This window comes from Pseudomonas lopnurensis, from assembly GCF_015070855.1.
GTDB classification, from domain to species: Bacteria; Pseudomonadota; Gammaproteobacteria; order Pseudomonadales; family Pseudomonadaceae; genus Stutzerimonas; species Stutzerimonas lopnurensis.
Genome location: NZ_JADDIX010000008.1, coordinates 1 through 22,200, shown reverse-complemented (window position 1 = coordinate 22,200; position 22,200 = coordinate 1). Strand labels below are relative to the sequence as shown.

Here is a 22,200-nt window from a genome sequence, read left to right as displayed (position 1 = left end):
GCAAGCTGCAAGCTGCAAGCTGCAAGCTGCAAGCTGCAAGCTGCAAGCTGCTCAGTGTGGCGGCTGGCTCCAGACACCCGTCAAGCTTTCTTGAAGCCTGCCGCTATTTCCCGTAGTTCCAGCCGAACGGCAGGGCCGGAATTTGGTGCGCTGAAGCCCACCCTACGCTGCCGCTCCGCTTTTCTTGCCGCTTATGGCTTGCCGCTTGAAGCTGCCTTTAAACGCCCAGGTAATCCATGATCCCTTCGGCCGCCTGGCGCCCTTCGAAGATAGCCGTCACCACCAGATCGGAACCGCGGACCATGTCGCCACCGGCGAAAATCTTCGGGTTGCTGGTCTGGTGCTTGAACGGGTGACCGACTTCGGGGGCGACGACGCGACCCTGGTTGTCGATCTGGATGCTCTGGGCCTCGAACCACGGCGCAGGGCTCGGGCGGAAACCGAAGGCGATGACCACGGCATCGGCCGGCAGCACCTGCTCGGAGCCCGGAATCGGCTCGGGACTGCGGCGTCCACGGGCATCCGGCGCGCCAAGGCGCGTCTCGACCACCTTGACGCCCTCCACCTTGCCTTCGCCGACGATGGCGATGGGCTGACGGTTGAAGAGGAACTTCACGCCCTCTTCCTTGGCGTTCTTCACCTCGCGGCGCGAACCCGGCATGTTCGCGGCATCGCGGCGGTAGGCGCAGGTCACGCTCTTGGCGCCCTGGCGGATGGAGGTGCGGTTGCAGTCCATCGCGGTGTCGCCGCCGCCGAGCACCACCACCTTCTTGCCCTTCATGTCGATGAAGTCCTCGGCGGACTTTTCGAAACCGAGGTTGCGGTTGACGTTGGCGATGAGGAAATCCAGCGCATCGTGCACGCCGGGCAGGTCCTCGCCGGGGAAACCACCCTTCATGTAGGTGTAGGTGCCCATGCCCATGAACACCGCGTCGTAGTCGGCCAGCAACTGCTCGATGGTCACGTCCGTGCCCACCTCGGTGTTGAGGCGGAACTCGATGCCCATGCCGCTGAAGATCTCGCGACGGCGGCTGAGCACGGTCTTCTCCAGCTTGAACTCGGGAATGCCGAAGGTCAGCAGGCCGCCGATTTCCGGGTTGCGGTCGAACACCACCGGGGTCACGCCGTTGCGTACCAGCACGTCGGCACAGCCCAGGCCCGCCGGGCCGGCACCGATGATGGCGACCTTCTTGCCGGTCGGCTTGACCTTGGACATGTCCGGACGCCAGCCCATGGCGAAGGCGGTGTCGGCGATGTATTTTTCAACCGAGCCGATGGTCACCGCGCCGAAGCCGTCGTTCAGGGTACAGGCACCCTCGCACAGGCGATCCTGCGGGCAGACGCGGCCGCAGACTTCCGGCAGGGTGTTGGTCTGGTGGGCCAGCTCGGCCGCCGCGAGGATGTTGCCCTCGGAGACCAGCTTGAGCCAGTTGGGGATGTAGTTGTGGACCGGGCACTTCCACTCGCAATAGGGGTTGCCGCACCCCAGACAGCGGTGCGCCTGTTCGCAGGCCTGTTGCGGCTTGAAGGGTTCGTAGATCTCGACGAATTCCTTCTTGCGCTGGCGCAGCAGCTTCTTCTTCGGGTCCTTGCGCCCGACCTCGATGAACTGGAAGTCGTTATTCAGACGTTCAGTCATTTCAAAACCTCTTAACAGCAGCGGCAAGCCTCAAGCTGCAAGCCGCAGGACAATCACGGAGCCGCGCCTCGTACCACTCGTGGCTCGAGGCTTACGGCTTGAAGCTGTTTTTATTGCGGGTTCGCGCGAGTGCTCGACAGCAACGACGCCAGATTGGCCGCCTTGGGCTTGACCAGCCAGAAACGACGCAGGTAGTCGTCGAGGTTATCCAGCAGTTCGGTACCCCATGCGCTCGCGGTTTCGGCGACGTATTCGCGCAAGACCTCTTGCAGATGGCTGCGATGAGCCTCCATGGTTTCACCCGTGATGCGCTGTAGGTTGACCAGCTCGTTGTTCACCCGATCGATGAAGCTGTTGTCCATGTCCAGCACGTAGGCAAAACCGCCAGTCATGCCGGAGCCGAAGTTGTGCCCGGTCTTGCCGAGCACACAGACGAAGCCGCCGGTCATGTATTCGCAGCAATGGTCGCCGGTGCCTTCCACGACCGCATGGGCACCGGAGTTGCGCACCGCGAAACGCTCGCCCGCGGTACCGGTGGCGAACAGCTTGCCACCCGTGGCGCCATACAGGCAGGTGTTGCCGATGATGGCCGAGTCCTGCGAGCGGTAGGCGCTGCCCTGCGGCGGAGTGATCACCAGCTTGCCGCCAGTCATGCCCTTGCCGACGTAATCGTTGGCATCGCCTTCGAGGTAGAGGTTGAGCCCACCGGCGTTCCAGACGCCGAAGCTCTGGCCCGCAGTCCCCTTGAAGCGGAAGGTGATCGGCGCACCGACCATGCCCTGGTTGCCGTGCTGGCGGGCGATTTCGCCGGACACGCGGGCACCGATGGACCGGTCGCAGTTGCAGATATCCAGCTCGAACTCGCCCCCGCTCCTGGCCTCGATGGCGCGCTTGGCCAGCTTGACCATTTCCTCGGCCAGCAGGCCCTGGTCGAACGGCGGGTTCTTCTCGACCTGACAGAACTGCGGCTTGTCGGCCGGGATGTCGTTGCCACCGAGCAGCGGCGTCAGGTCCAGATTGCCCTGCTTGGCGGTTTCGCCCGGCAGGATCTCGAGCAGGTCGGTACGCCCGATCAGCTCGCCCAGGCTGCGCACACCCAGCCTGGCCAGCCACTCGCGGGTTTCCTCGGCGACGAACTGGAAGAAGTTCACCACCATGTCGACGGTGCCGATGAAGTGGTCCTTGCGCAACTGCTCGTTCTGCGTCGCGACGCCGGTGGCGCAGTTGTTCAGGTGACAGATACGCAGGTATTTGCAGCCCAGCGCGATCATCGGCGCGGTGCCGAAGCCGAAGCTCTCGGCACCGAGGATAGCCGCCTTGATCACGTCCAGGCCGGTCTTCAGGCCACCGTCGGTCTGTACCCGGACCTTGCCGCGCAGATCGTTGCCGCGCAGGGTCTGGTGGGTTTCGGCCAGGCCCAGCTCCCAGGGCGAGCCGGCATAGCGGATCGAGGTCAGCGGCGAGGCGCCGGTACCACCGTCATAGCCGGAAATGGTGATCAGGTCGGCATAGGCCTTGGCCACGCCGGCGGCGATGGTGCCAACGCCAGGCTCGGCCACCAGCTTCACCGATACCAGCGCCTGCGGGTTGACCTGCTTGAGGTCGAAGATCAGTTGCGCCAGGTCCTCGATGGAGTAGATATCGTGGTGCGGCGGTGGCGAAATCAGCGTCACGCCCGGCACTGCATAGCGCAGCCGCGCGATCAGGCCGTTGACCTTGCCGCCGGGCAACTGGCCGCCCTCGCCGGGCTTGGCGCCTTGCGCCACCTTGATCTGCAGCACTTCGGCGTTGACCAGGTATTCCGGCGTGACACCGAAACGGCCAGTGGCGACCTGCTTGATCTTCGAGCTGCGCTCGGTGCCGTAGCGGGCCGGGTCTTCGCCGCCCTCGCCGGAGTTCGAACGCGCGCCGATACGGTTCATGGCCGCGGCAATGGCCTCGTGGGCCTCGGGCGACAACGCGCCGAGCGAGATGCCGGCCGAGTCGAAGCGCTTGAGGATCGCCTCCAGCGGCTCGACCTCTTCCAGCGCCAACGGTTGCTCGGCCACTTTGACTTTCAGCAGGTCGCGCAGCATTGCCACCGGCCGCTGGTCGACCAGCGCGGTGTATTCCTTGAAGCGGCTGTAGTCACCACTCTGCACCGCCATCTGCAGCGCACTGACCACGTCGGGGTTGTAGGCATGGTATTCGCCGCCGTAGACGAACTTCAGCAGGCCGCCCTGCTGGATCGGCTTGCGATTGCTCCAGGCCTCGGCGGCGAGCGCCTTCTGCTCGGCCTCGAGGTCGCCGAATCGGGCGCCCTGGATGCGGCTGGCGACGCCGCGGAAGCTCAGCTCGACCACATCCTCGGACAGGCCTACGGCCTCGAACAGCTGGGCTCCGCGGTAGGAGGCGATGGTGGAGATGCCCATCTTGGAGATGATCTTCATCAACCCCTTGGAGATGCCCTTGCGGTAGTGCTTGAACACCTCGTAGAGATCGCCCAGCACTTCGCCGGTACGGATCAGATCGCCCAACACCTCGTAGGCGAGGAACGGGTAGACGGCGGTCGCGCCGAAACCGATCAGCACCGCGAAGTGGTGCGGATCGCGGGCGGTGGCGGTTTCCACCAGGATGTTGCAGCTGCAGCGCAGGCCGGTCTCGACCAGACGGTGATGCACGGCGCCGACGGCCAGCGAGGCATGCACCGGCAGCTTGCCCGGTGCGATGTGACGGTCGCTGAGCACCAGCAGCACCTTGCCACCGCGCACGGCTTCCTCGGCCTGGTCGACGATATTGCGGATCGCCGCCTCGAGACCGAAGCTTTCGTCGTAGTTGAGGTCGATGACCTGCCGCTCGAAGCCCGGCCGGTCCAGTTCCATGATGCTGCGCCACTTCGCCGGGGAGATCACCGGTGTGGTCAGGATCGCGCGGTTGGCATGCTCGGGCGTTTCCTCGAAGACGTTGCGCTCGGCACCCAGACAGGTTTCCAGCGACATCACGATGGCTTCGCGCAGCGGGTCGATCGGCGGGTTGGTGACCTGGGCGAACTGCTGGCGGAAGTAGTCGTAAGGGGACCGCACGCGCCGCGACAGCACCGCCATCGGCGTATCGTCGCCCATCGAGCCAACCGCTTCCTGGCCCTGTTCGGCCAGTGGACGCAGCACCTGGTCACGCTCCTCGAAGGTGACCTGGAACATCTTCATGTACTGCTTGAGCTGGTCGGCATCGTAGAAGGCCGAACCATGATCGTTGTCGTCCAGGGTCGACTGGATGCGCAGGGCATTCTGGCGCAGCCACTTCTTGTAGGGCTGCTGCGACTTCAGGTGATTGTCGATGTCATCGGTATGCAGCACCTTGCCGGTGTGGGTGTCCACGGCGAGGATCTGGCCCGGGCCGACACGGCCCTTGGCCAGAACGTCCTCGGGCTTGTAGTCCCACACGCCGACTTCGGAGGCCAGGGTGATGTAACCGTTCTTGGTGGTCACCCAGCGGGCCGGGCGCAGGCCGTTGCGGTCGAGCAGGCAGACGGCATGGCGGCCATCGGTCAGCACCACGCCGGCCGGACCGTCCCAGGGCTCCATGTGCATGGAGTTGAATTCGTAAAAGGCGCGCAAATCCGGGTCCATGGTCTCGACGTTCTGCCAGGCCGGCGGAATGATCATGCGCAGGCCGCGGAACAGATCCATGCCGCCGGTGACCAACAGTTCGAGCATGTTGTCCATGCTCGAGGAGTCCGAACCGGTGCGGTTGATCAGCGGCGACAGGCTTTCGAGATCCGGCAACAGCTCGTTGGTGAACTTCAGGCGGCGCGCCTGGGCCCAGTTGCGGTTACCGGTGATGGTGTTGATCTCGCCGTTGTGCGCGAGAAAGCGGAACGGCTGGGCCAGCCGCCACTGCGGCATGGTATTGGTGGAGAAACGCTGGTGGAATACGCAGATAGCCGTCGCGAGGCGCTCGTCGCCGAGGTCCGGATAGAACTGCGCCAGGTCGGCTGGCATCATCAGGCCCTTGTAGATGATGTCCTTGTCCGACAGGCTGCAGACATAGAAAGCCTTGTCGCCGGCCAAGGCGACTTCCGCCCGGCGCCGGGCGAAGAACAGCTTGACGCCGAAGTCGCGCTCGCTGAGCCCGTCACCGGATACGTAAACCTGCTCGATGCGCGGCAGGCGCGCCAGGGCCAGTTGGCCGAGCACGCTGGTGTCGACGGGCACTGCGCGCCAGCCCACCAGCGTCAGCCCCTGGGCGGCGATTTCTTCGTTCAGGCGGGCCCGGGCAATCTCGGCTTCGCCAGCGTCCTGGCTGAGGAAGATCATGCCGACCGCGTAGAGCGCGGGCAGCTCGGCATTGAAATGCTCGAGGGCCTGGGCACGGAGGAAGGCATCGGGCTTCTGCATCAGCAGGCCGCAACCATCACCGGTCTTGCCGTCCGCGTTGATACCGCCGCGGTGGGTCATGCAGGTCAGGGACTGAATGGCAGTCTTTAGCAGGTGATGGCTTGCCTCGCCCTGCATGTGGGCAATCAGACCGAAGCCGCAGTTATCCTTGAACTCTTCAGGACGAAACAGACCTGCTCTCATAGGCACTCCACCAGCTAAATGCGTTGTAAATCAACCCCTTATTGACGGCGCACAGAATCGCCCCGTCATTCACGTGGGCAAAAGGGGGAGCAGTTTACAAAGCCAGGTGGAACGGCACAATTTATTTTTGCAAGCTCCAAAACAGTGCGTTACGCACTTTTTTGGGGCATCTTTTAACGCGCCTGACTGATTTCCTGTTGCACACTGGCGAAACTACGCACCCAAGGCTTGCCCGCCTGCAACGCAGCGGGCAGCGACTTGACCGCCGCCACCGCTGCGGCGCGATTGGCGAAGTTACCGTAAGTCACGACATATAGGGGTTTGCCCTGATGCTGTTTGACGAAGTAGCGGTAGCTGCCACCGTGCTGCTGGACGAGCGCCTGGGCATTCTTCTCGGCCCGTGTACCGAGGACCTGGACCAGGTAGTTGGTCCCCGGCTGGCTGGCGTACCAGCCTCCCGCTACGCTCGGAGTCCTCGGCGCGGGGGCCGGCGCAGGTTTCGCGGCAATTTGCCGCACTGGCTCGGCAGGTGCAAGCGCAGGTGCAGGCGCGACCGAGGGCGCCGGAGCAGGCTTTGGTGCCGGGTCGACTCGCTCTGTCGACACAGGGGCCGCAGGAGCCGTCCCTGTCGGCGCCTGTGTTCCGGACAGCGTTTCATCGCCTTCCTCTTCACCGCCCGCAGCAGCGGCAAGCGGCTCGCGAATGACCGGCTGCGCATCACCGGCCAGCGGCAAGGACAGGGGGCGTTCCGCGCCGTCGAACTCGATCGCCGCTTCACGCTCCCGCTCGACCGCATCCCCCGACGGCGCAACCGGCTCGGAACCCTGCAGGGCCAAACGCGTCGCTTCCGCAGGAGCGGAACGCTGATCCTCCCCGCCGCGCAACAGCACAAACGCGAGGCCGACGACACAGGCCACGCCCAACGCAGCCAACAGGTGTTTCTTCGGCAACGGCAGCGCCATCCCTCTCGTCTTTCCCCGCCCTCTGGCGCTCTGCATCGCGGCAAGCAGTTCGTCCCGCGCCGCCTCATTGATCGCACCCGGCCAGCCACCCGACTGCTCGTGGATATGCAGGATCTGCTCTTCGCTGAAACACTCGATACCGCCACCAGCGCCATCGAGCCGCAGCGCCAGATACTCGCGGGTTTCATCTTCTTCATAGGGCTGCAGCGCGATGGCGTGATAACGCTCTTCGCCCTCGCTCAGTGCGTCCAGCCGTCCGACCAGAGACGGCTCGCCGAACAGGAATACATGCGGCCGAGCCTCATGCCTTCCGGCCGCCAGGCGTAGCAGGGTCTCCACCGCAGCGCCGGTCAGGCGCTCGGCATCATCCACCAGCAGGTAGACCTCCTGGCCGGTCAAGGCAAGCTGGGTGATCTGCGCCATCACCGCATCGAAGTCGGCATCCTGGCTGTTCAGCGCCTGGGCGATCTGCACAAGCAGCGCGCTGGCGTCGATCGTCGCCTGCGGAGTGATGACCACGCTCTGAACCGATTGCTTGTTGCTGCTGGCCACCAGCGCCTGACGCAGCAGCGTCTTGCCGCTGCCTTCAGGTCCCGTCACGACCAACAGCAACTGACTGTAGCGCGCCAGATGATGGAGTTGCCCGAGCACCGGCTTGCGCTGTGCAGGAAAGAACTTGAAGCCCGGAACACGAGCGGCAAATGGATCATGGCTGAAGCCGTAATGGTTCAGGAACGCATCGTCCGCGGACAAACTGGTCATGGAAATATTCTCACTCCCCCAAGTGTTCCGTCAGCGCGCCGTAGTCGACGCGCAATGTGGCCTCCAGCACATCACGAGGGAAGTCACCGGTAACCACCGCCTCCCCCATCCGCTTGAGCAGGACCAGCCGCAACTGGCCATTCAAGACCTTCTTGTCGACCGCCATGTGCTCGAGAAAATCCTGCGGCCGCATCTCGGCCGGCGGCACCACCGGCAGCGCCGCCCGCTGCAGCAACCGCACAGCCCGATCACGCTCGGCCGGCTGGATCCAACCCAGTCGACATGACATCTCCAATGCCATCACGGTGCCCGCCGCCACGGCCTCGCCGTGCAACCAGACGCCATATCCCATATGGGTTTCTATCGCATGGCCGAAGGTATGGCCGAGATTGAGGATGGCACGGATACCGGACTCCCGCTCATCGGCATTGACCACCCTGGCCTTGGCCGCGCAGGAACGATGAATGGCCTCGGTCAGAGCGGCCGGATCCAGCGCACGCAGCCGGTCGATATTCGCCTCGAGCCAGCCGAGAAATGGCTCGTCGCAGATCAGCCCATACTTGATCACCTCGGCAAGGCCCGCCGACAACTCGCGCGACGGCAGCGTCGCCAGCGTCGTGGTATCGATCACCACCGCCCTGGGCTGGTAGAACGCGCCGATCATGTTCTTGCCCAGCGGGTGATTGATGCCGGTCTTGCCACCAACCGACGAGTCGACCTGGGACAGCAGGGTAGTCGGCACCTGAATGAAGTCCACTCCGCGCTGATAGCTGGCCGCCGCATAGCCGGCCATGTCGCCGATCACACCGCCGCCGAGCGCGATTACCGTGGTGTGGCGATCATGCCGGGCGCCAAGCAGCGCATCGAAAATGAGCTGAAGGGTCTGCCAGTTCTTGTGGGCCTCACCGTCAGGAAGGATCACAGGCGTGACGGCGTAATCGCAGAGGGTCCGCGTCAACCGGTCGAGATAAAGCGGGGCTACCGTCTCATTGGTGACGATGGCGACCTGCCGGCCGCGGATCCGCTCGGCAAACAGCTCGCTGCGCTCGATCAGCCGCTCGCCGATATGGATGGGATAGCTACGCTCGTCGAGCTCGACCTGAAGAGTCTGCATGGGGCCCCCACGAATAAAGAGGGCTAGGATAGCGCAGATTCATCCAGGCTTTCACGAGGCGGCAGCGACGCAAGACGATCGAGGATTTCCATGACCACGAGCCGCGGCGGTCGCTCGTCGGTTTCGATGATGATGTCCGCTATCGAGCGATACAGCGGATCGCGAATAGCCATGAGGCCCGCCAATACCTGCCGCGGATTGGCCGCCTGCAGCAGCGGTCGGTTGCGGTCCCGGGAAGTGCGTTCGAGCTGCTGCTCGACCGATGTACAGAGGTAGACGATGCGCCCCCCGGCGCGCAGCGCCTGGCGGTTATCCTCGCGCAACACCGCACCGCCACCGGTTGCGAGCACCACACCATCGAGCTGGCAAAGATCAGCGATTACCGCATGCTCACGCTCGCGGAAGCCCGCCTCGCCCTCGACATCGAAGATCAAGGGAATGCTGGCGCCGGTACGCTGCTCGATCTCCTTGTCGGAGTCCTTGAAGGGCAACCGTAGCTCTTTGGCAAGCAAACGCCCGATGGTGCTTTTTCCAGCGCCCATCGGGCCCACGAGGATGAAGTTGTGCAACGGCTATTGGCTCACGGCGACCGATTGATAGTTGAGGATTCTAGGCGTCAAAAACACCAAGAGTTCGGATTTTGTATCTTCGACCACATCTCGCCGGAACAAGCGCCCCAGGAACGGAACGTCACCCAGGAACGGTACCTTTTCGACGCTGCTGATCTGGCTGTTAGAGAATACACCACCAATGACAATCGTTTCGCCATCGGTCACAAGAACCTTGGCATTGACTTCGTTCTTATTGATCGGCGGTACGCCATTCAGCGCATTAGCGAAGTCGGGTGCATCTTTTGTGACCTTGACTTCCATGATGATACGGTTATCCGGTGTGATCTGGGGCGTCACCTCAAGCGATAGAGCCGCCTCCTTGAAGGATGTTGACGTGGCCCCACTTGAGCTGGCCTCTTGATAAGGAATCTCGGCGCCTTTCAGAATCTTGGCTGTTTCCTTGTCAGCGGTTACCACCTTGGGTTGAGAAACAATTTCGCCATTACCGGTTTTCTCCATTGCCGATAATTGCAGGTCAAGAATACCGTGATCCGATACAAAACCGATCCCGATCCCGGAAGTGCTGCCCAGCACCCCCAAATCCACGAAGGGAACCGGGGCAAGTCCATCCTCGAGCGTAAAATTACCGACCGTATCAGTTCCCGGCAGGCGGGCCACCCCGTCATCATCGAAACCTATCGCGCCATCCTTGCCATAGAAACCCCAATTGTCATTGGTGTAGCTGCCGCCCCAGCGCACCCCTAGCGCCTTGTCGTATCCGACATTGGCCTCAACGATACGCGCCTCGATCATCACCTGGCGGACCGGAATGTCCAGCTGCGCCACGATCCGGCGCAGCTCATCGAGCCGCTCCTGAGTCTGATAGGCGATGATGTTGTTGGTACGATCATCGACAGCGATCGAGCCCCGATCTTCTGCAATCCCCCCATTGTCTGTCACCGACTGGAACAGGCGAGCGATGTCGGCCGCCTTGGCGTAATTGACCTGCACCACCTCGCGGCGCAGCGGGGCAAGCTCGGCGATCTGGCGTTTCGATTCCAGTTCCTGGCGCTCACGTGCGGCGATCTCGTCAGCTGGCGCAACCAGCAGCACGTTGCCCACTTGGCGCTTGTCCAGCCCCTTGGTCTTGAGCACCAGATCCAGCGCCTGGTCCCACGGCACGTTCTGCAGGCGCAGGGTGATATTGCCACTCACCGTATCACTGGCCACCAGGTTCAGATCGGTAAAGTCGGCGATCAGCTGGAGCACGGAGCGAACGTCGATATCCTGAAAGTTCAGCGACAGCTTTTCGCCGGAATAGGCAAAGCGATCCGCCTTCTGCTTCTCGGCCTCATCTTCCGTGAGCGGCTTGATGCTGATGGTCAGTTTGTTGTCGGTCTGATAGGCCAGATAGTCGTAGCGGCCGGTCGGCTCGATGGCGATGCTCGCCCCGTCGGACTGAGCGGTCGAATCGACGAACTTCACCGGGGTGGCGAAATCCTGCACGTCGAGGCGCACTCGCAGCGACTCCGGCAACTGCGTCTTGGCAAAGACGACACGAATCTTGCCACCTTGCTCTTCGATCGTGGAGCTTACCGACGGATCGGAAAGCGTAATGATGACGTTGCCGGCGCCGTCGTCGCCACGACGGAAATCGATGTTGTCGATGGCCTTTCCGGTTATTGCCTTGGCCGGCGCCGGCGTGGCGACGGAGGGGCTGGATGCCGCTGGCGCAGCAGCGCTGCCGCCAGCGCTTTCGCCCAGCACGACGAATAGGTGGTTCCCCTCGACGCGCGTCGAATAGGGCACGAGAGACGTGAGATTGACGATCATTCGAGTGCGCCCCTGCGCCTCGACCAAGGTCACGCTACGCGCATTACCCACGCCCAGCTCACGATTCTTGGCGCCCAGCTTGTTGGACACTCCAGGCAAATCCAGGGCAATACGTGCCGGTTGGTCCAGCGTATACCCCCGCGGCGCGGCCACCGGCTCGTCGAATGCCAGTTTCAACTCGACGCGATCCCCAGGGAGCGAGGCCACATCCAATGCATTCAGGTTGGCGGCCAGCAATGCAGGCGATACGAATGCCGCCAGCAAGGACAAACCGAGGCGAGAGAGGGTGCTGTTCATAAGTTGCTTCCGTTGTGCAGACCGGTATAGGTTTTCCATGCTTTAGCCCCGCGCTAGGTGCGCTCTTTCAAGGTCAGGCTGCGCGGGCGCTCAAGCCACCCACCCTCTCCATCGGGTACGATTTCCAGCACATCCACGCCGGCATCGCTGATCTCGACGATGCGACCATGATTGCGCCCCAGATAATCACCAACCTTGACTCGGTGAACCCCTTCTCCGCCTTTGATGAGGGCGTACCTGCCACCGCCATTGGCCAGCGTACCGACCATGACGAAGTTCTCGATATTGAAACCTTCGAGAAACTGCTTGACCCGAGTCTCGTCAGGGTGGATATCTTTCGATCCCTTCTGGCGCTGCGTCAGATCGAGCTTCACCGGAGGCTGAAACGGATGGCGCAAGGCTGCAGCGCTATAGGTAAACGCCTCGTAAGGAATGAAGGCAGGCAGGGGCTCGATGGTTCCTTTAGGTTTCGCACGAACCTCGTCGAGGTACTGCTGCAAATCGCCAAAATCCGAACCGGTTCCGCAACCCGACAATAATGCGAAGCTTAAAAAAAGCGCAGTAAAACGGGATCCGTTCATTGCTCCAGTCCCTTGTCGTTATAACGGTAGGTCTTGGCCAGGATATTCATACGCAACTTCGAAGTCGTTTCCTTGCTTTCAGGATTAATTTCGAAATCATGAAGGGTAACGATACGTGGAAGACTTGCCACTCCGCTGACGAAAGTCGCCAAATCGTGATAGGCGCCAACAACTTTTATCTGGATAGGCAATTCGATGTAAAACTGTTGCGCCACTTCCGGCTGCAATTTGATTTCTTCGAACTCGAGTCCGCTACCCAGACCTGTACGGGTAATATCCTCCAGCAAGCCCGGCACCTCGGTATCGCTGGGCAACTGCCGCAGGAGAGCGCCGAAGGAAGACTCCATTTCGATCATTTGTTCTTTGTAGGCTTCCAGATTCGCGGCCTGGAACGCCTTGGTCGAAAACTGCTGCTTCAGCGTGACTTCCTGCGCCTGCTGCTGCTCGAGTTGCACCTGCATATCCTGCAGATGGAAGTAATATCCAAGCGCCAGCACAGCCACCAGCAGTAATACGCCAGTGATGAATTTGACCGGCGCAGGCCAGGAGCCCAGGTTGTTCAGGTCCAGATCAGCAAGATCGACCTTGCGAAGACTTTCCAACGACTCAGCCAGGCTCATGGTTTGCTTCCTTCCGTAGAGACGGCCGGCTGCGTCTGCTGCACCGTCAGCTGGAACACGTTTGCCTGATCGACCGCGCCTGCGGTAACCGCCTTGACCTCATTCAAGTTGGGCGCTTCCAGCCAGTCCGATCCATCAAGATTGCGCATCAGATTGGAGACACGGTTGTTCGATTCAGCCGCACCGACGATTGCAATGTTCTTTCCGGTCATCTTCAGCGCCGTGAAATAGACGCCATCCGGAAGCGTGCGCACCAACTGGTCGAAAATCCGGCCGATAATCGGCCGATTACCCTGCAGATCCTGGATGATCTTCATTCGCTCCAGCAACTGCTGCCTGCGTTCCTTCAGCTCCTTGATCTCCTTGATGCGGGCGTCCAACACGGCTATTTCCTTGCGGATGAACTCGTTGCGCGCATTCTGTTGCTCCATCGCGCTCTCGAAATAGCGATCACCAAGAAATACGAGGCCAGCGGCAACGACGAGAACCCCGACAAGGGAGGCTAGAAAGCGCTGCTTGCGCTCTTCGCGCAGTTGCTCACGCCAGGGGAGAAGATTGATCTGCGCCATCAGTCGAAACTCCTCAGCGCCAAGCCACAGGCGATCATCAGCGCGGGCGCATCACTGGCCAACGCACCCGCGTTGACCTTGTTGCTCAAGGCCATATCGGCAAACGGATTCGCGACCAGGGTCTGGGTCCCGATCTTCTGTTGAATCAACCGATCGAGATCGGGAATGGATGCCGTGCCACCCGCAAGGAGAATGCAGTCGACATCGTGGAACTGCCCTGCGGCGAAGAAGAATTGCAGTGAGCGCGAGACTTGCTGAACCACGGCCTCCTTGAACGGAAGCAGTACCTCGTTGTCATAGTCGTCTGGAAGCCCACCCTGCTTCTTGGCAAGACCAGCTTCCTCCACGGACAAGCCGTAGCGACGCTGGATTTCCTCGGTCAGTTGGCGACCACCGAAAAGCTGCTCACGGGTATAGATGGTACGTCCATTATGCAGAACACTCAGCGTCGTCATGGTGGCACCGATATCCACCACCGCGACGGTCAATTCATCGTGGCCCGTGCCCAGCTGCGACGCCAGCAATCCGCAGGAGCGCTCGAGGGCATAGGCTTCGACATCGACAACCTTGGCGGTCAGACCGGCCAGGGCCAGCGCGGCCTCGCGAATCTCGACGTTCTCCTTGCGGCAGGCGGCGAGAAGGACCTCGACCCGCCCGGGAGCGCGCGTCGCCGGGCCTTGCACTTCGAAATCGATCGCTACTTCCTCGAGGGGATAGGGAATGTACTGATCGGCTTCGATCTTCAGCTGGTTCTCGAGCTCGTCATCCGACAGCCCGGCATCCATCTCGATGCTCTTGGTGATGACCGCCGAACCGGACACCGCCACGGCCGCCGCCTTGCTGCCGGCCTTGGCTTTTGCCACCACACGCTGCAACGCCTGGCCGACTCCATCAAGTTCAGCGATATTCTTCTCGACGACGGCGTTCGGCGGGAGCGGCTCGACGGCGTAGGCCTCCACGCGATACCGATTGCCCGATCGACTTAATTCGAGAAGCTTGACTGAGGTCGAACTGATATCGATCCCAAGTAGCGTGTTCGCTTTCTTAGTGAAGAGCCCTAGCACGACCGATTTCCTTCTTTATCCGCAACTTACGGATTAATTATGTTTATCCACATTAGATAACAGCCTTGACAGAAGCGCAAATGGCTACCCAGCAAAAAAAACGCTTATAATGTGAACGGTTTTCCCTTTCAGCATCGTCTGTCACTCCCCCCTCCCAAATCCTGGATTCCAAGAACCCCGATGCGTGTTTTGAAATTTTTCCTTTGGTCGTGCCTGGCATTTTTCTGCGCACTATTACTCAGCGTCAGCGGTGCCTTTCTCTACTTGAGCCCGAACCTGCCCTCGGTCGACGCTCTGCGCAGCATACAGCTACAGATACCGTTGCGTGTCTACAGCGCCGACGACAGGCTGATCGCTGAATTCGGCGAGATGCGCCGCTCGCCGATTCGTTTCGAAGACATCCCCAAGGACTTCATCCAGGCCCTGCTGGCCGCCGAAGACGACAATTTCGCCAATCATTATGGCGTCGACATAACCGGCCTGATGCGCGCTGCCACGCAATTATTGAAAACCGGACAGATTCAGACCGGCGGCAGCACCATCACCATGCAGGTGGCGAAGAACTATTTCCTGACCAGCGAAAGAAGCTTCTCGCGCAAGATCAACGAGATCCTGCTGGCGCTGCAGATAGAGCGCGAGCTGAGCAAGAACGAGATCCTCGAGCTGTACGTCAACAAGATCTACCTGGGCCATCGCGCCTACGGGGTCGAGGCTGCAGCCCAGGTCTACTACGGCAAGCCGATCGGAGAGTTAAGCCTCGCGCAGCTGGCGATGATCGCCGGCCTGCCGAAGGCGCCTTCCGCATTCAACCCATTGGTCAACCCGACCCGCAGCAAGGAGCGACGCGACTGGATCCTCGGCCGCATGTACAGGCTGGGCTCGATCGACGAAGCGCGCTATCAGCAGGCGCTGGCCGAGCCTGAAAGCGCGCGCTACCACGGCGCAGCACCGGAGCTGGATGCCTCCTATATCGCCGAAATGGCACGGGCGGAGATGGTCGGGCGTTACGGCAGCGCGGCCTACACCGATGGATTCAGGGTGCACACCACCGTCACCCGCGAACGGCAGGAGGCGGCCAACGCCGCGCTCAACAGCGGCCTGATCGAGTACGACCAGCGTCATGGCTACCGCGGTCCGGAGGCACGCCTCGCCGATCAGCCGCGCGAAAGCTGGCTGCAGGAACTGGCCAAGCGCAGAAACCTGTCCGATCTGCACCCGGCCATCGTCTCGCAGGTCGAGAACGATGGCATTCGGGTACTCATCCGCGACGGCAGCGAGCATGTAGTCGCCTGGGACAGCATGAAGTGGGCCCGCCCCTTCCTCGCCACCAACAGCCTCGGGCCGAGACCGCAGCGCCCGGCGGACGTGGCAAAGGTGGGCGACCTGGTGCGCATCCGCTGGCAAGACGGAACGCCGATATTCAGCCAGGTGCCCCAGGCGCAGGCCGCGCTGGTTTCGCTCGACCCCGAAGACGGCTCGATCGAAGCCCTGGCCGGCGGTTTCTCCTTCGGACAGAGCAATTACAACCGCGCGATCCAGGCCAAGCGCCAGCCCGGCTCGAGCTTCAAGCCCTTCATCTACAGCGCCGCGCTGGATGCCGGCTATACCGCGGCCACGCTGGTGAACGATTCGCCGATCGTCTTCGTCGAGCAAGGCATGGATCGTATCTGGCGACCGAAAAACGACAACAATACGTTCCTCGGCCCGATCCGCATGCGCGAAGCGCTTTACAAGTCCCGCAACCTGGTTTCGATTCGCCTGTTGCAGACCATCGGCATCGATCACACCATCGACTACATCAGCCGCTTCGGCTTCAACCCGCAGGATCTGCCACGCAACCTGTCTCTCGCCCTGGGCACCGCGACGCTGACCCCGATGGAGATCGCCACCGGCTGGACGGCCTTTGCCAACGGCGGCTACAAGATCGAGCCCTATCTGATCCAGCGGATCGAGGACCGTGAAGGCAAGCTGCTGTTCGAGGCCAACCCGGCGCGCGTCCCCAGGCCGGGCGAAGCCGCGGCACCCGCTCCCGACGTGGAAGTCAGTGCCGTGCCGACGCAAGCATTCGCCCCCGAGCAGAGCGACGAAAGCGCCAGCCAGGAACCACGCTTCGCCGAGCAGATTCTCGACGAGCGCACCGCCTACATCATGACCAGCATGTTGCAGGACGTGATCAAGCGCGGTACCGGCCGGCGGGCACTGGCCATGGGTCGCGAAGACATCGCCGGCAAGACCGGCACCACCAACGACTCGATCGACAGCTGGTTCTCCGGCTACAACGCCGATATCGTCACCACCGTCTGGGCCGGCTTCGACCAGCCGCAGAGCCTCGGACGCCATGAGTACGGCGGCACGGTGGCCCTGCCCATCTGGATGAACTACATGAGCGCCGTGCTCAAGGACCTGCCCGAGCATCCGCCTGCGGAGCCGGACGGCCTGCTCAAGCTGCGCATCGATCCGGTCAGCGGCCGTGCCGCCACGCCCGGCACACCCGACGCCTATTTCGAGGTGTTCAAGAGCGAGGACTCGCCGCCACCGATGGGCGAGTTCGAACCCGGCCAGCAGGCGCCCGGCAGCCCGCTTCCGGCTAACGAGGCCGCCCCGCTCGACCTATTCTGACCCGGCGCGAAGTCGCCCTGCCAGAAACGACAAACCCCNCCGCCGAAGCGGGGTTTGTCGTTTTTCTGCCTTGCGCCTTAACCGTTGAATACGTCGGCCACCGACGTCAACGGATAGTGTGCCGGATAAGGCAGCGTCGCCACGCCACTCTCGATGGCGGCCTTGGCGACGGCGTCGGACACCAGGGTGATCAGACGCGGATCCATCGGTTTCGGAATGATGTACTCGCGCCCGAACTGCAAGTCGTCCACACCGTAGGCAGCAGCGACTTCCGCCGGTACCGGCAGCTTGGCGAGGTCGCGCAATGCCAGGGCGGCAGCGATCTTCATCTCTTCATTGATGCGCGTGGCACGAACGTCCAGCGCGCCACGGAAGATGAAGGGGAAGCCAAGCACGTTGTTGACCTGGTTCGGGTAGTCGGAACGCCCGGTGGCCATGATCACGTCGGAACGCGTCGCGTGCGCCAGCTCGGGGCTGATCTCCGGATCCGGGTTGGAGCAGGCGAAGACCACCGGGTTCGGCGCCATGCGCTTGAGGCCTTCGGCGCTCAGCAGGTTGGCGCCGGACAGGCCGACGAAGACATCGGCGCCGTCAAGGGCATCATCGAGAGTACGCTTGTCGGTTTCGTGGGCGAACACGGCCTTGTACTGGTTCAGATCGTCACGACCGGCATGGATGACGCCCTTGCGGTCGATCATGAAGATGTTCTCGATCTTCGCGCCCATGCTCACCAGCAGCTTCATGCAGGACGTCGCCGCAGCACCGGCACCGAGGCAGACGATCCTGGCCTGCTCGAGAGTCTTGCCGGCGATTTCCAGGGCATTGAGCATGCCCGCCGCGGTTACGATCGCGGTTCCGTGCTGGTCATCGTGGAACACCGGAATGTCGCACTGCTCGATCAGCGCACGCTCGATCTCGAAGCATTCGGGCGCCTTGATGTCCTCCAGGTTGATGCCGCCGAAGGTGATCGAAATACGTTTGACGGTATCGATGAAGGCCTGCGGGCTCTCGGCATCGACCTCGATGTCGAACACATCGACGCCGGCGAAGCGCTTGAACAGTACACCCTTGCCTTCCATGACCGGCTTGGAGGCCAGCGGCCCCAGGTTACCCAGGCCGAGAATAGCGGTGCCATCGGAGATTACCGCCACCAGGTTGCCCTTGCCGGTGTAGCGGTAGGCCAGTTCCGGATCGCGACCGATCTCGCGAACGGGCTCGGCGACACCCGGGCTGTAGGCCAGGGAAAGGTCACGAGCGGTGGCGGTGGGCTTGGTCAGCTCGACGCTCAGCTTTCCGGGACGGGGCTGGGCGTGGTACTCGAGAGCGGCAGTTTTCAGGTCAGTCATGTGGCATTTCCGCTTATTTTACTGGGACAGACAGGCGGTCGAGCATACGCCAAGAACGAACGCACTCACAAGCCAGTGGATGGATGGACTGTCAAGCCTCCGGCATTACGACTTTAGGGTAGACGGTTTAACGACCGGAAACACGTGGCCAATGGGTCAGCGCGGTAGGTCCAGCATGGCCGGATGCGTCACCCGCAACATCCAGCGGGCCTGATCGCGAGCGTTGCGCCCGCGCCGATCGACCACCCAGCCGCGCGCCTCGATGGTTTTTCCGGCCAGCCTGGGCAGGCGCGCCGTATCGAAGGCGTCGAAGGCCTGCACCGGCACGTGCAGCACCAGGGGACCATCCATCTCCAGCCAGAAGCCGGCACGGTTGCGTTCGACTCGCTCGACCCTGCCGCCGAGCAAGGCGAAACCGCCCTGGCGCAGCGAATGCGCCGACTGCAGCGGCGGCTTGCGCCAGACGCCCTTGCCCGCCTGGCGCGCCTGCCGTTCCGCGGCCCGATGGCAGTCGACCAGCGCGACATTGGGCGCCACTGCCACCATGAACCCCAGCCCTTCGGCGAGCAGCTCCGCCTCGAGATTACCGCCCCGGGTATCGTAGACATGCGCGAGCACGCGCCCGTAGCGGTCCTTCGGCTCGTGCCCCAGACTCAGCCCGACCCGTCCGCCGCTGCCCTGCACCAACGATTGCAGCTGGCGCCGCGCCGCCTCGGCGAAGGGTTCCGCCTGGCGCCCCTCGCGACCGAGTTCCGGCGCGTTGAGGCCAATCAGACGCACGCTGCGCCCGTCCGCGAGGCGCAGGGTGTCGCCGTCGACGACGCGCGCGACCTCCACCTGCGGAAGGCGTCCAGGCGCCGGGCAGAAGGCCAGCGCCTGGACATTCCAGAAGACGGAAACGAAAAAGGCGCCCACCAGGGACGCCTTTTTCATGTGCTCGGAAAATCCCACCGGATTCCCGCCGCGCCGGCTTACTTGGCGCCGAACACACCGAAACGCTGCTTGAAGCGATCGATACGGCCGCCGGTATCCAGTACCTTCTGCTTGCCGGTGTAGAACGGGTGGCACTCGGAGCACACGTCGATGTTCAGGTTCTTGCCCAGCGTGGAGCGGGTCTTGATGACGTTGCCGCAGCTGCAGGTGGCTTCGATTTCGACGTAGTTGGGATGGATATCGGCTTTCATGATGAATCCTCTGGGATTGCGTGCCGCCACCCGACCCTATGTCGAGTACCGCACGAAGTAGGGCGCGAATCATACCAGAGCGCTAGGGTGATGCAAGCGCAGGCGGTCGGCGACGCCAAGCCGCGCCCGCATGGGCCTCCAGGTAATTGCCCAGGCCGACACGAACCGCGGCCGCCGGCGCTTTGCACGGCATGATCGTTTACCATCGGCGCTCGACAACAAGGATCTCCGCGTGCCCTCGACCATCCTCCGCCTCGCGCTGCCCTCGCCGCTGCGCCGCCTGTTCGACTATCGCCCGCCGGCCGGCATCGCACGCAGTGCCCTGCAGCCGGGCATGCGCCTGCGCGTGCCGTTCGGTCGGCGCGAGGTGGTCGGCATCCTGGTGGAGCTGGCGGAGCACAGCGACGTAGCCGAGGACAAGCTCAAGCCCGCCCTGGAGCTGCTCGACCTCCAGCCGCCCCTGCCGCCGACGCTGTTCAAGCTCTGCCTGTGGACCGCGCAGTACTACCAGCACAGCCTCGGCGACACCCTCAGTTGGGCCCTGCCGGTCCTGCTGCGCCAGGGCGAGCCGGCCGAGGCGCGCCAGGAACGCTATTGGCAACTGGTCGATGGCGCCCGCCCCGACGATCCGCGCCTGGCGCGCGCGCCGCGCCAGCGCGAAGCCCTGAAGGCAATCGCCCAGCATGCCCATGGCCTGCCGCACGCATTGCTGGGCAAACTGCAACTGAACAAGGACAGCCTCGACCTCTTGCTGGAAAAAGGCCTGGTACGCATCGACTCGCGCCGCAGCAGCCCGCCCCGCGCCCACAGCGGCAGTTGGCTGCTGCAGCCGGAACTGACGTTGAATCCGCAACAGCGGGCCGCCTTCGAAGCGGTGCGCGCGGGCTTCGGCGGCTTTCGCGCCTTCCTGCTGGCCGGCGTCACCGGCAGTGGCAAGACCGAGGTCTATCTGCAGCTCATCCACCAGGTGCTGGAGGCCGGCAAGCAGGCGCTGGTGCTGATCCCGGAGATCAATCTCGGGCCACAGACCCTGGCGCGCTTCGAGAAGCGCTTCAACGCGCGGATCGCCCTGCTGCATTCCAACATCAACGGCCGCGAACGACTCGACGCCTGGCTCGCCGCCCGCGACGGCGAGGCGGACATCGTCATCGGCACCCGCTCGGCGCTGTTCACGCCGATGAAGAACCCCGGGCTGATCATCATCGACGAGGAACACGACGCCTCCTACAAGCAGCAGGAAGGCCTGCGCTACCACGCCCGCGACCTGGCGCTGCTGCGCGCCCGCCAGGAAAACCTGCCGATCCTGCTCGGCTCGGCCACGCCCTCGCTGGAAAGCCTGCACAACGCCCATGCGGGCCGCTACGCGCTGCTCAAGCTGACCCAGCGCGCCGGCGCCGCCAAGCCGCCGCGCTTCCTGCGCCTGGACGTGAAGAGCCGCCCGCTCGACGCCGGCATCTCCGGGCCGCTGCAACAGGCCATCGCCCAGACCCTGTCAGCCGGCCAGCAGGTACTGATCTACCTCAACCGCCGCGGCTTCGCCCCCACCCTGCTCTGCCACGATTGCGGCTGGCTCAGCCAGTGCCCGCGCTGCGACGCGCGCATGACCTTGCACCAGCGCCACAACGAACTGCGTTGCCATCATTGCGGGCATGTCGAGCGACCGCCGCGCAACTGCCCGGAATGCGGCAAGGTCGATCTGCGACCGGTGGGTGCCGGCACCGAACGCGCCGAGGAGCGGCTCGGCATCCTCTTTCCCGACTACCCGGTACTGCGCATCGACCGCGACAGCACCGCGCGCAAGGGTGCGATGGAACGGATGTTCGGCACCATCAACCGCGGCGAGCCGTGCCTGCTGGTGGGAACCCAGATGCTCGCCAAGGGCCACCATTTTCCCCGCGTGACGCTGGTGGCGATTCTCGATGCCGATGGCGGGCTGTTCTCCGCCGATTTCCGCGCCAGCGAGCGCATGGCGCAGTTGATCGTCCAGGTCGCCGGGCGCGCCGGACGCGCCGAGGAGCCGGGCAAGGTGATCATCCAGACCCACCTGGCCGATCACCCGTTGCTGGTGCAACTGACCGAGCAGGGCTACTTCGCCTTCGCCGAACAGGCCCTGTCCGAACGCCGCGCCGCCGGCCTGCCGCCGTTCAGCCATCTGGCCCTGCTGCGCGCCGAAGCGCACAAGCCCGGGCAGGCCGAGGCGTTCCTCGACGACGCCTGCAGCCAGGCCGAGCGCCTGCTCGACGAGCTGGAACTCGGCGGCATCGAACTGCTCGGCCCCATACCGGCTCCCATGGAACGCCGCGCCGGCCGCTACCGCGCGCAACTGCTCCTGCAGGGCAACGCCCGCGCGCCACTGCACCGCCTGATGAGCGCCTGGCTGCCCTATCTCGAGCAACTGCCCGGCAGCCGCGCCGTGCGCTGGAGCCTGGACGTGGACCCGATCGATCTTTTTTAAGCTGCAAGCTGCAAGCTGCAAGCTGCAAGCTGCAAGCTGCAAGCT

Annotated in this window: 15 protein-coding genes; 2 read left to right on the top strand and 13 right to left on the bottom strand. The window is 63.1% G+C overall.

Annotated features, from left to right (window positions below):
• Window positions 1–217: 217 nt before the first annotated feature.
• The 10 genes from IN820_RS01335 to IN820_RS01290 form a co-directional block, all read right to left on the bottom strand.
• Window positions 218–1,639, bottom strand: a complete 1,422-nt coding sequence (locus tag IN820_RS01335) for an FAD-dependent oxidoreductase (protein WP_193679251.1) — start codon at window positions 1,637–1,639, stop codon at window positions 218–220.
• Between the two features lie 110 nt (window positions 1,640–1,749).
• Window positions 1,750–6,198 carry a glutamate synthase large subunit gene (gltB, locus tag IN820_RS01330; protein WP_193679250.1) on the bottom strand — a complete coding sequence of 1,483 codons (4,449 nt, stop codon included), beginning with the start codon at window positions 6,196–6,198 and terminating at the stop codon, window positions 1,750–1,752.
• A gap of 173 nt (window positions 6,199–6,371) precedes the next feature.
• A complete protein-coding gene (locus IN820_RS01325) occupies window positions 6,372–7,922 on the bottom strand; it encodes an AAA family ATPase (RefSeq protein WP_193679249.1) in 1,551 nt (516 codons plus the stop codon).
• Between the two features lie 10 nt (window positions 7,923–7,932).
• The gene (gene aroB, locus IN820_RS01320; RefSeq protein ID WP_193679248.1) at window positions 7,933–9,036 is read right to left on the bottom strand and encodes a 3-dehydroquinate synthase; all 1,104 of its coding nucleotides are present in this window, start codon (window positions 9,034–9,036) and stop codon (window positions 7,933–7,935) included.
• A 23-nt stretch (window positions 9,037–9,059) separates the two neighbouring features.
• Complete coding sequence (gene aroK / locus IN820_RS01315; RefSeq protein ID WP_193679247.1) at window positions 9,060–9,605, bottom strand: shikimate kinase AroK; 546 nt, start codon at window positions 9,603–9,605, stop codon at window positions 9,060–9,062.
• Between the two features lie 3 nt (window positions 9,606–9,608).
• Complete coding sequence (gene pilQ, locus IN820_RS01310; RefSeq protein ID WP_193679246.1) at window positions 9,609–11,717, bottom strand: type IV pilus secretin PilQ; 2,109 nt, start codon at window positions 11,715–11,717, stop codon at window positions 9,609–9,611.
• Between the two features lie 53 nt (window positions 11,718–11,770).
• On the bottom strand, window positions 11,771–12,298 hold the full coding sequence (gene pilP / locus IN820_RS01305; protein WP_193679245.1) for a type 4a pilus biogenesis lipoprotein PilP: 528 nt from the start codon (window positions 12,296–12,298) through the stop codon (window positions 11,771–11,773).
• Window positions 12,295–12,918, bottom strand: a complete 624-nt coding sequence (pilO, locus tag IN820_RS01300; protein ID WP_193679244.1) for a type 4a pilus biogenesis protein PilO — start codon at window positions 12,916–12,918, stop codon at window positions 12,295–12,297. The genes pilP and pilO overlap by 4 nt, the downstream gene beginning before the upstream one ends.
• Window positions 12,915–13,487 carry a type 4a pilus biogenesis protein PilN gene (gene pilN, locus IN820_RS01295; protein WP_193679243.1) on the bottom strand — a complete coding sequence of 191 codons (573 nt, stop codon included), beginning with the start codon at window positions 13,485–13,487 and terminating at the stop codon, window positions 12,915–12,917. Before pilN ends, pilO begins: the two co-directional genes overlap by 4 nt.
• On the bottom strand, window positions 13,487–14,551 hold the full coding sequence (locus tag IN820_RS01290; protein WP_193679242.1) for a pilus assembly protein PilM: 1,065 nt from the start codon (window positions 14,549–14,551) through the stop codon (window positions 13,487–13,489). Before IN820_RS01290 ends, pilN begins: the two co-directional genes overlap by 1 nt.
• A gap of 180 nt (window positions 14,552–14,731) precedes the next feature.
• Between IN820_RS01290 and IN820_RS01285 the strand changes: the two genes are divergently transcribed.
• The gene (locus IN820_RS01285) at window positions 14,732–17,170 is read left to right on the top strand and encodes a penicillin-binding protein 1A (protein WP_193679241.1); all 2,439 of its coding nucleotides are present in this window, start codon (window positions 14,732–14,734) and stop codon (window positions 17,168–17,170) included.
• Window positions 17,171–17,247: 77 nt separating this feature from the next.
• Here the strand turns inward: IN820_RS01285 and IN820_RS01280 are convergent, their stop codons facing one another.
• The 3 genes from IN820_RS01280 to rpmE form a co-directional block, all read right to left on the bottom strand.
• Window positions 17,248–18,516 (bottom strand): malic enzyme-like NAD(P)-binding protein, encoded by a 1,269-nt coding sequence (locus IN820_RS01280; protein ID WP_193679240.1) that lies wholly within the window; start codon window positions 18,514–18,516, stop codon window positions 17,248–17,250.
• 156 nt (window positions 18,517–18,672) lie between these two features.
• The gene (locus IN820_RS01275; protein WP_207793461.1) at window positions 18,673–19,449 is read right to left on the bottom strand and encodes a thermonuclease family protein; all 777 of its coding nucleotides are present in this window, start codon (window positions 19,447–19,449) and stop codon (window positions 18,673–18,675) included.
• 38 nt (window positions 19,450–19,487) lie between these two features.
• Window positions 19,488–19,700 carry a 50S ribosomal protein L31 gene (gene rpmE, locus IN820_RS01270; protein ID WP_003301052.1) on the bottom strand — a complete coding sequence of 71 codons (213 nt, stop codon included), beginning with the start codon at window positions 19,698–19,700 and terminating at the stop codon, window positions 19,488–19,490.
• 232 nt (window positions 19,701–19,932) lie between these two features.
• Between rpmE and IN820_RS01265 the strand changes: the two genes are divergently transcribed.
• Window positions 19,933–22,155 (top strand): primosomal protein N', encoded by a 2,223-nt coding sequence (locus tag IN820_RS01265; RefSeq protein WP_193679238.1) that lies wholly within the window; start codon window positions 19,933–19,935, stop codon window positions 22,153–22,155.
• The last annotated feature ends 45 nt before the right edge of the window (window positions 22,156–22,200 follow it).

Bases quoted from the DNA above. Each gene is read 5' to 3' on its own strand.
- IN820_RS01335 (WP_193679251.1), bottom strand. From the start codon at position 1,639: ATGACTGAACGTCTGAATAACGACTTCCAGTTCATCGAGGTCGGGCGC.
- gltB (WP_193679250.1), bottom strand. From the start codon at position 6,198: ATGAGAGCAGGTCTGTTTCGTCCTGAAGAGTTCAAGGATAACTGCGGC.
- IN820_RS01325 (WP_193679249.1), bottom strand. From the start codon at position 7,922: ATGACCAGTTTGTCCGCGGACGATGCGTTCCTGAACCATTACGGCTTC.
- aroB (WP_193679248.1), bottom strand. From the start codon at position 9,036: ATGCAGACTCTTCAGGTCGAGCTCGACGAGCGTAGCTATCCCATCCAT.
- pilQ (WP_193679246.1), bottom strand. From the start codon at position 11,717: ATGAACAGCACCCTCTCTCGCCTCGGTTTGTCCTTGCTGGCGGCATTC.
- pilP (WP_193679245.1), bottom strand. From the start codon at position 12,298: ATGAACGGATCCCGTTTTACTGCGCTTTTTTTAAGCTTCGCATTATTG.
- pilO (WP_193679244.1), bottom strand. From the start codon at position 12,918: ATGAGCCTGGCTGAGTCGTTGGAAAGTCTTCGCAAGGTCGATCTTGCT.
- pilN (WP_193679243.1), bottom strand. From the start codon at position 13,487: ATGGCGCAGATCAATCTTCTCCCCTGGCGTGAGCAACTGCGCGAAGAG.
- IN820_RS01285 (WP_193679241.1), top strand. From the start codon at position 14,732: ATGCGTGTTTTGAAATTTTTCCTTTGGTCGTGCCTGGCATTTTTCTGC.
- IN820_RS01280 (WP_193679240.1), bottom strand. From the start codon at position 18,516: ATGACTGACCTGAAAACTGCCGCTCTCGAGTACCACGCCCAGCCCCGT.
- IN820_RS01275 (WP_207793461.1), bottom strand. From the start codon at position 19,449: ATGAAAAAGGCGTCCCTGGTGGGCGCCTTTTTCGTTTCCGTCTTCTGG.
- rpmE (WP_003301052.1), bottom strand. From the start codon at position 19,700: ATGAAAGCCGATATCCATCCCAACTACGTCGAAATCGAAGCCACCTGC.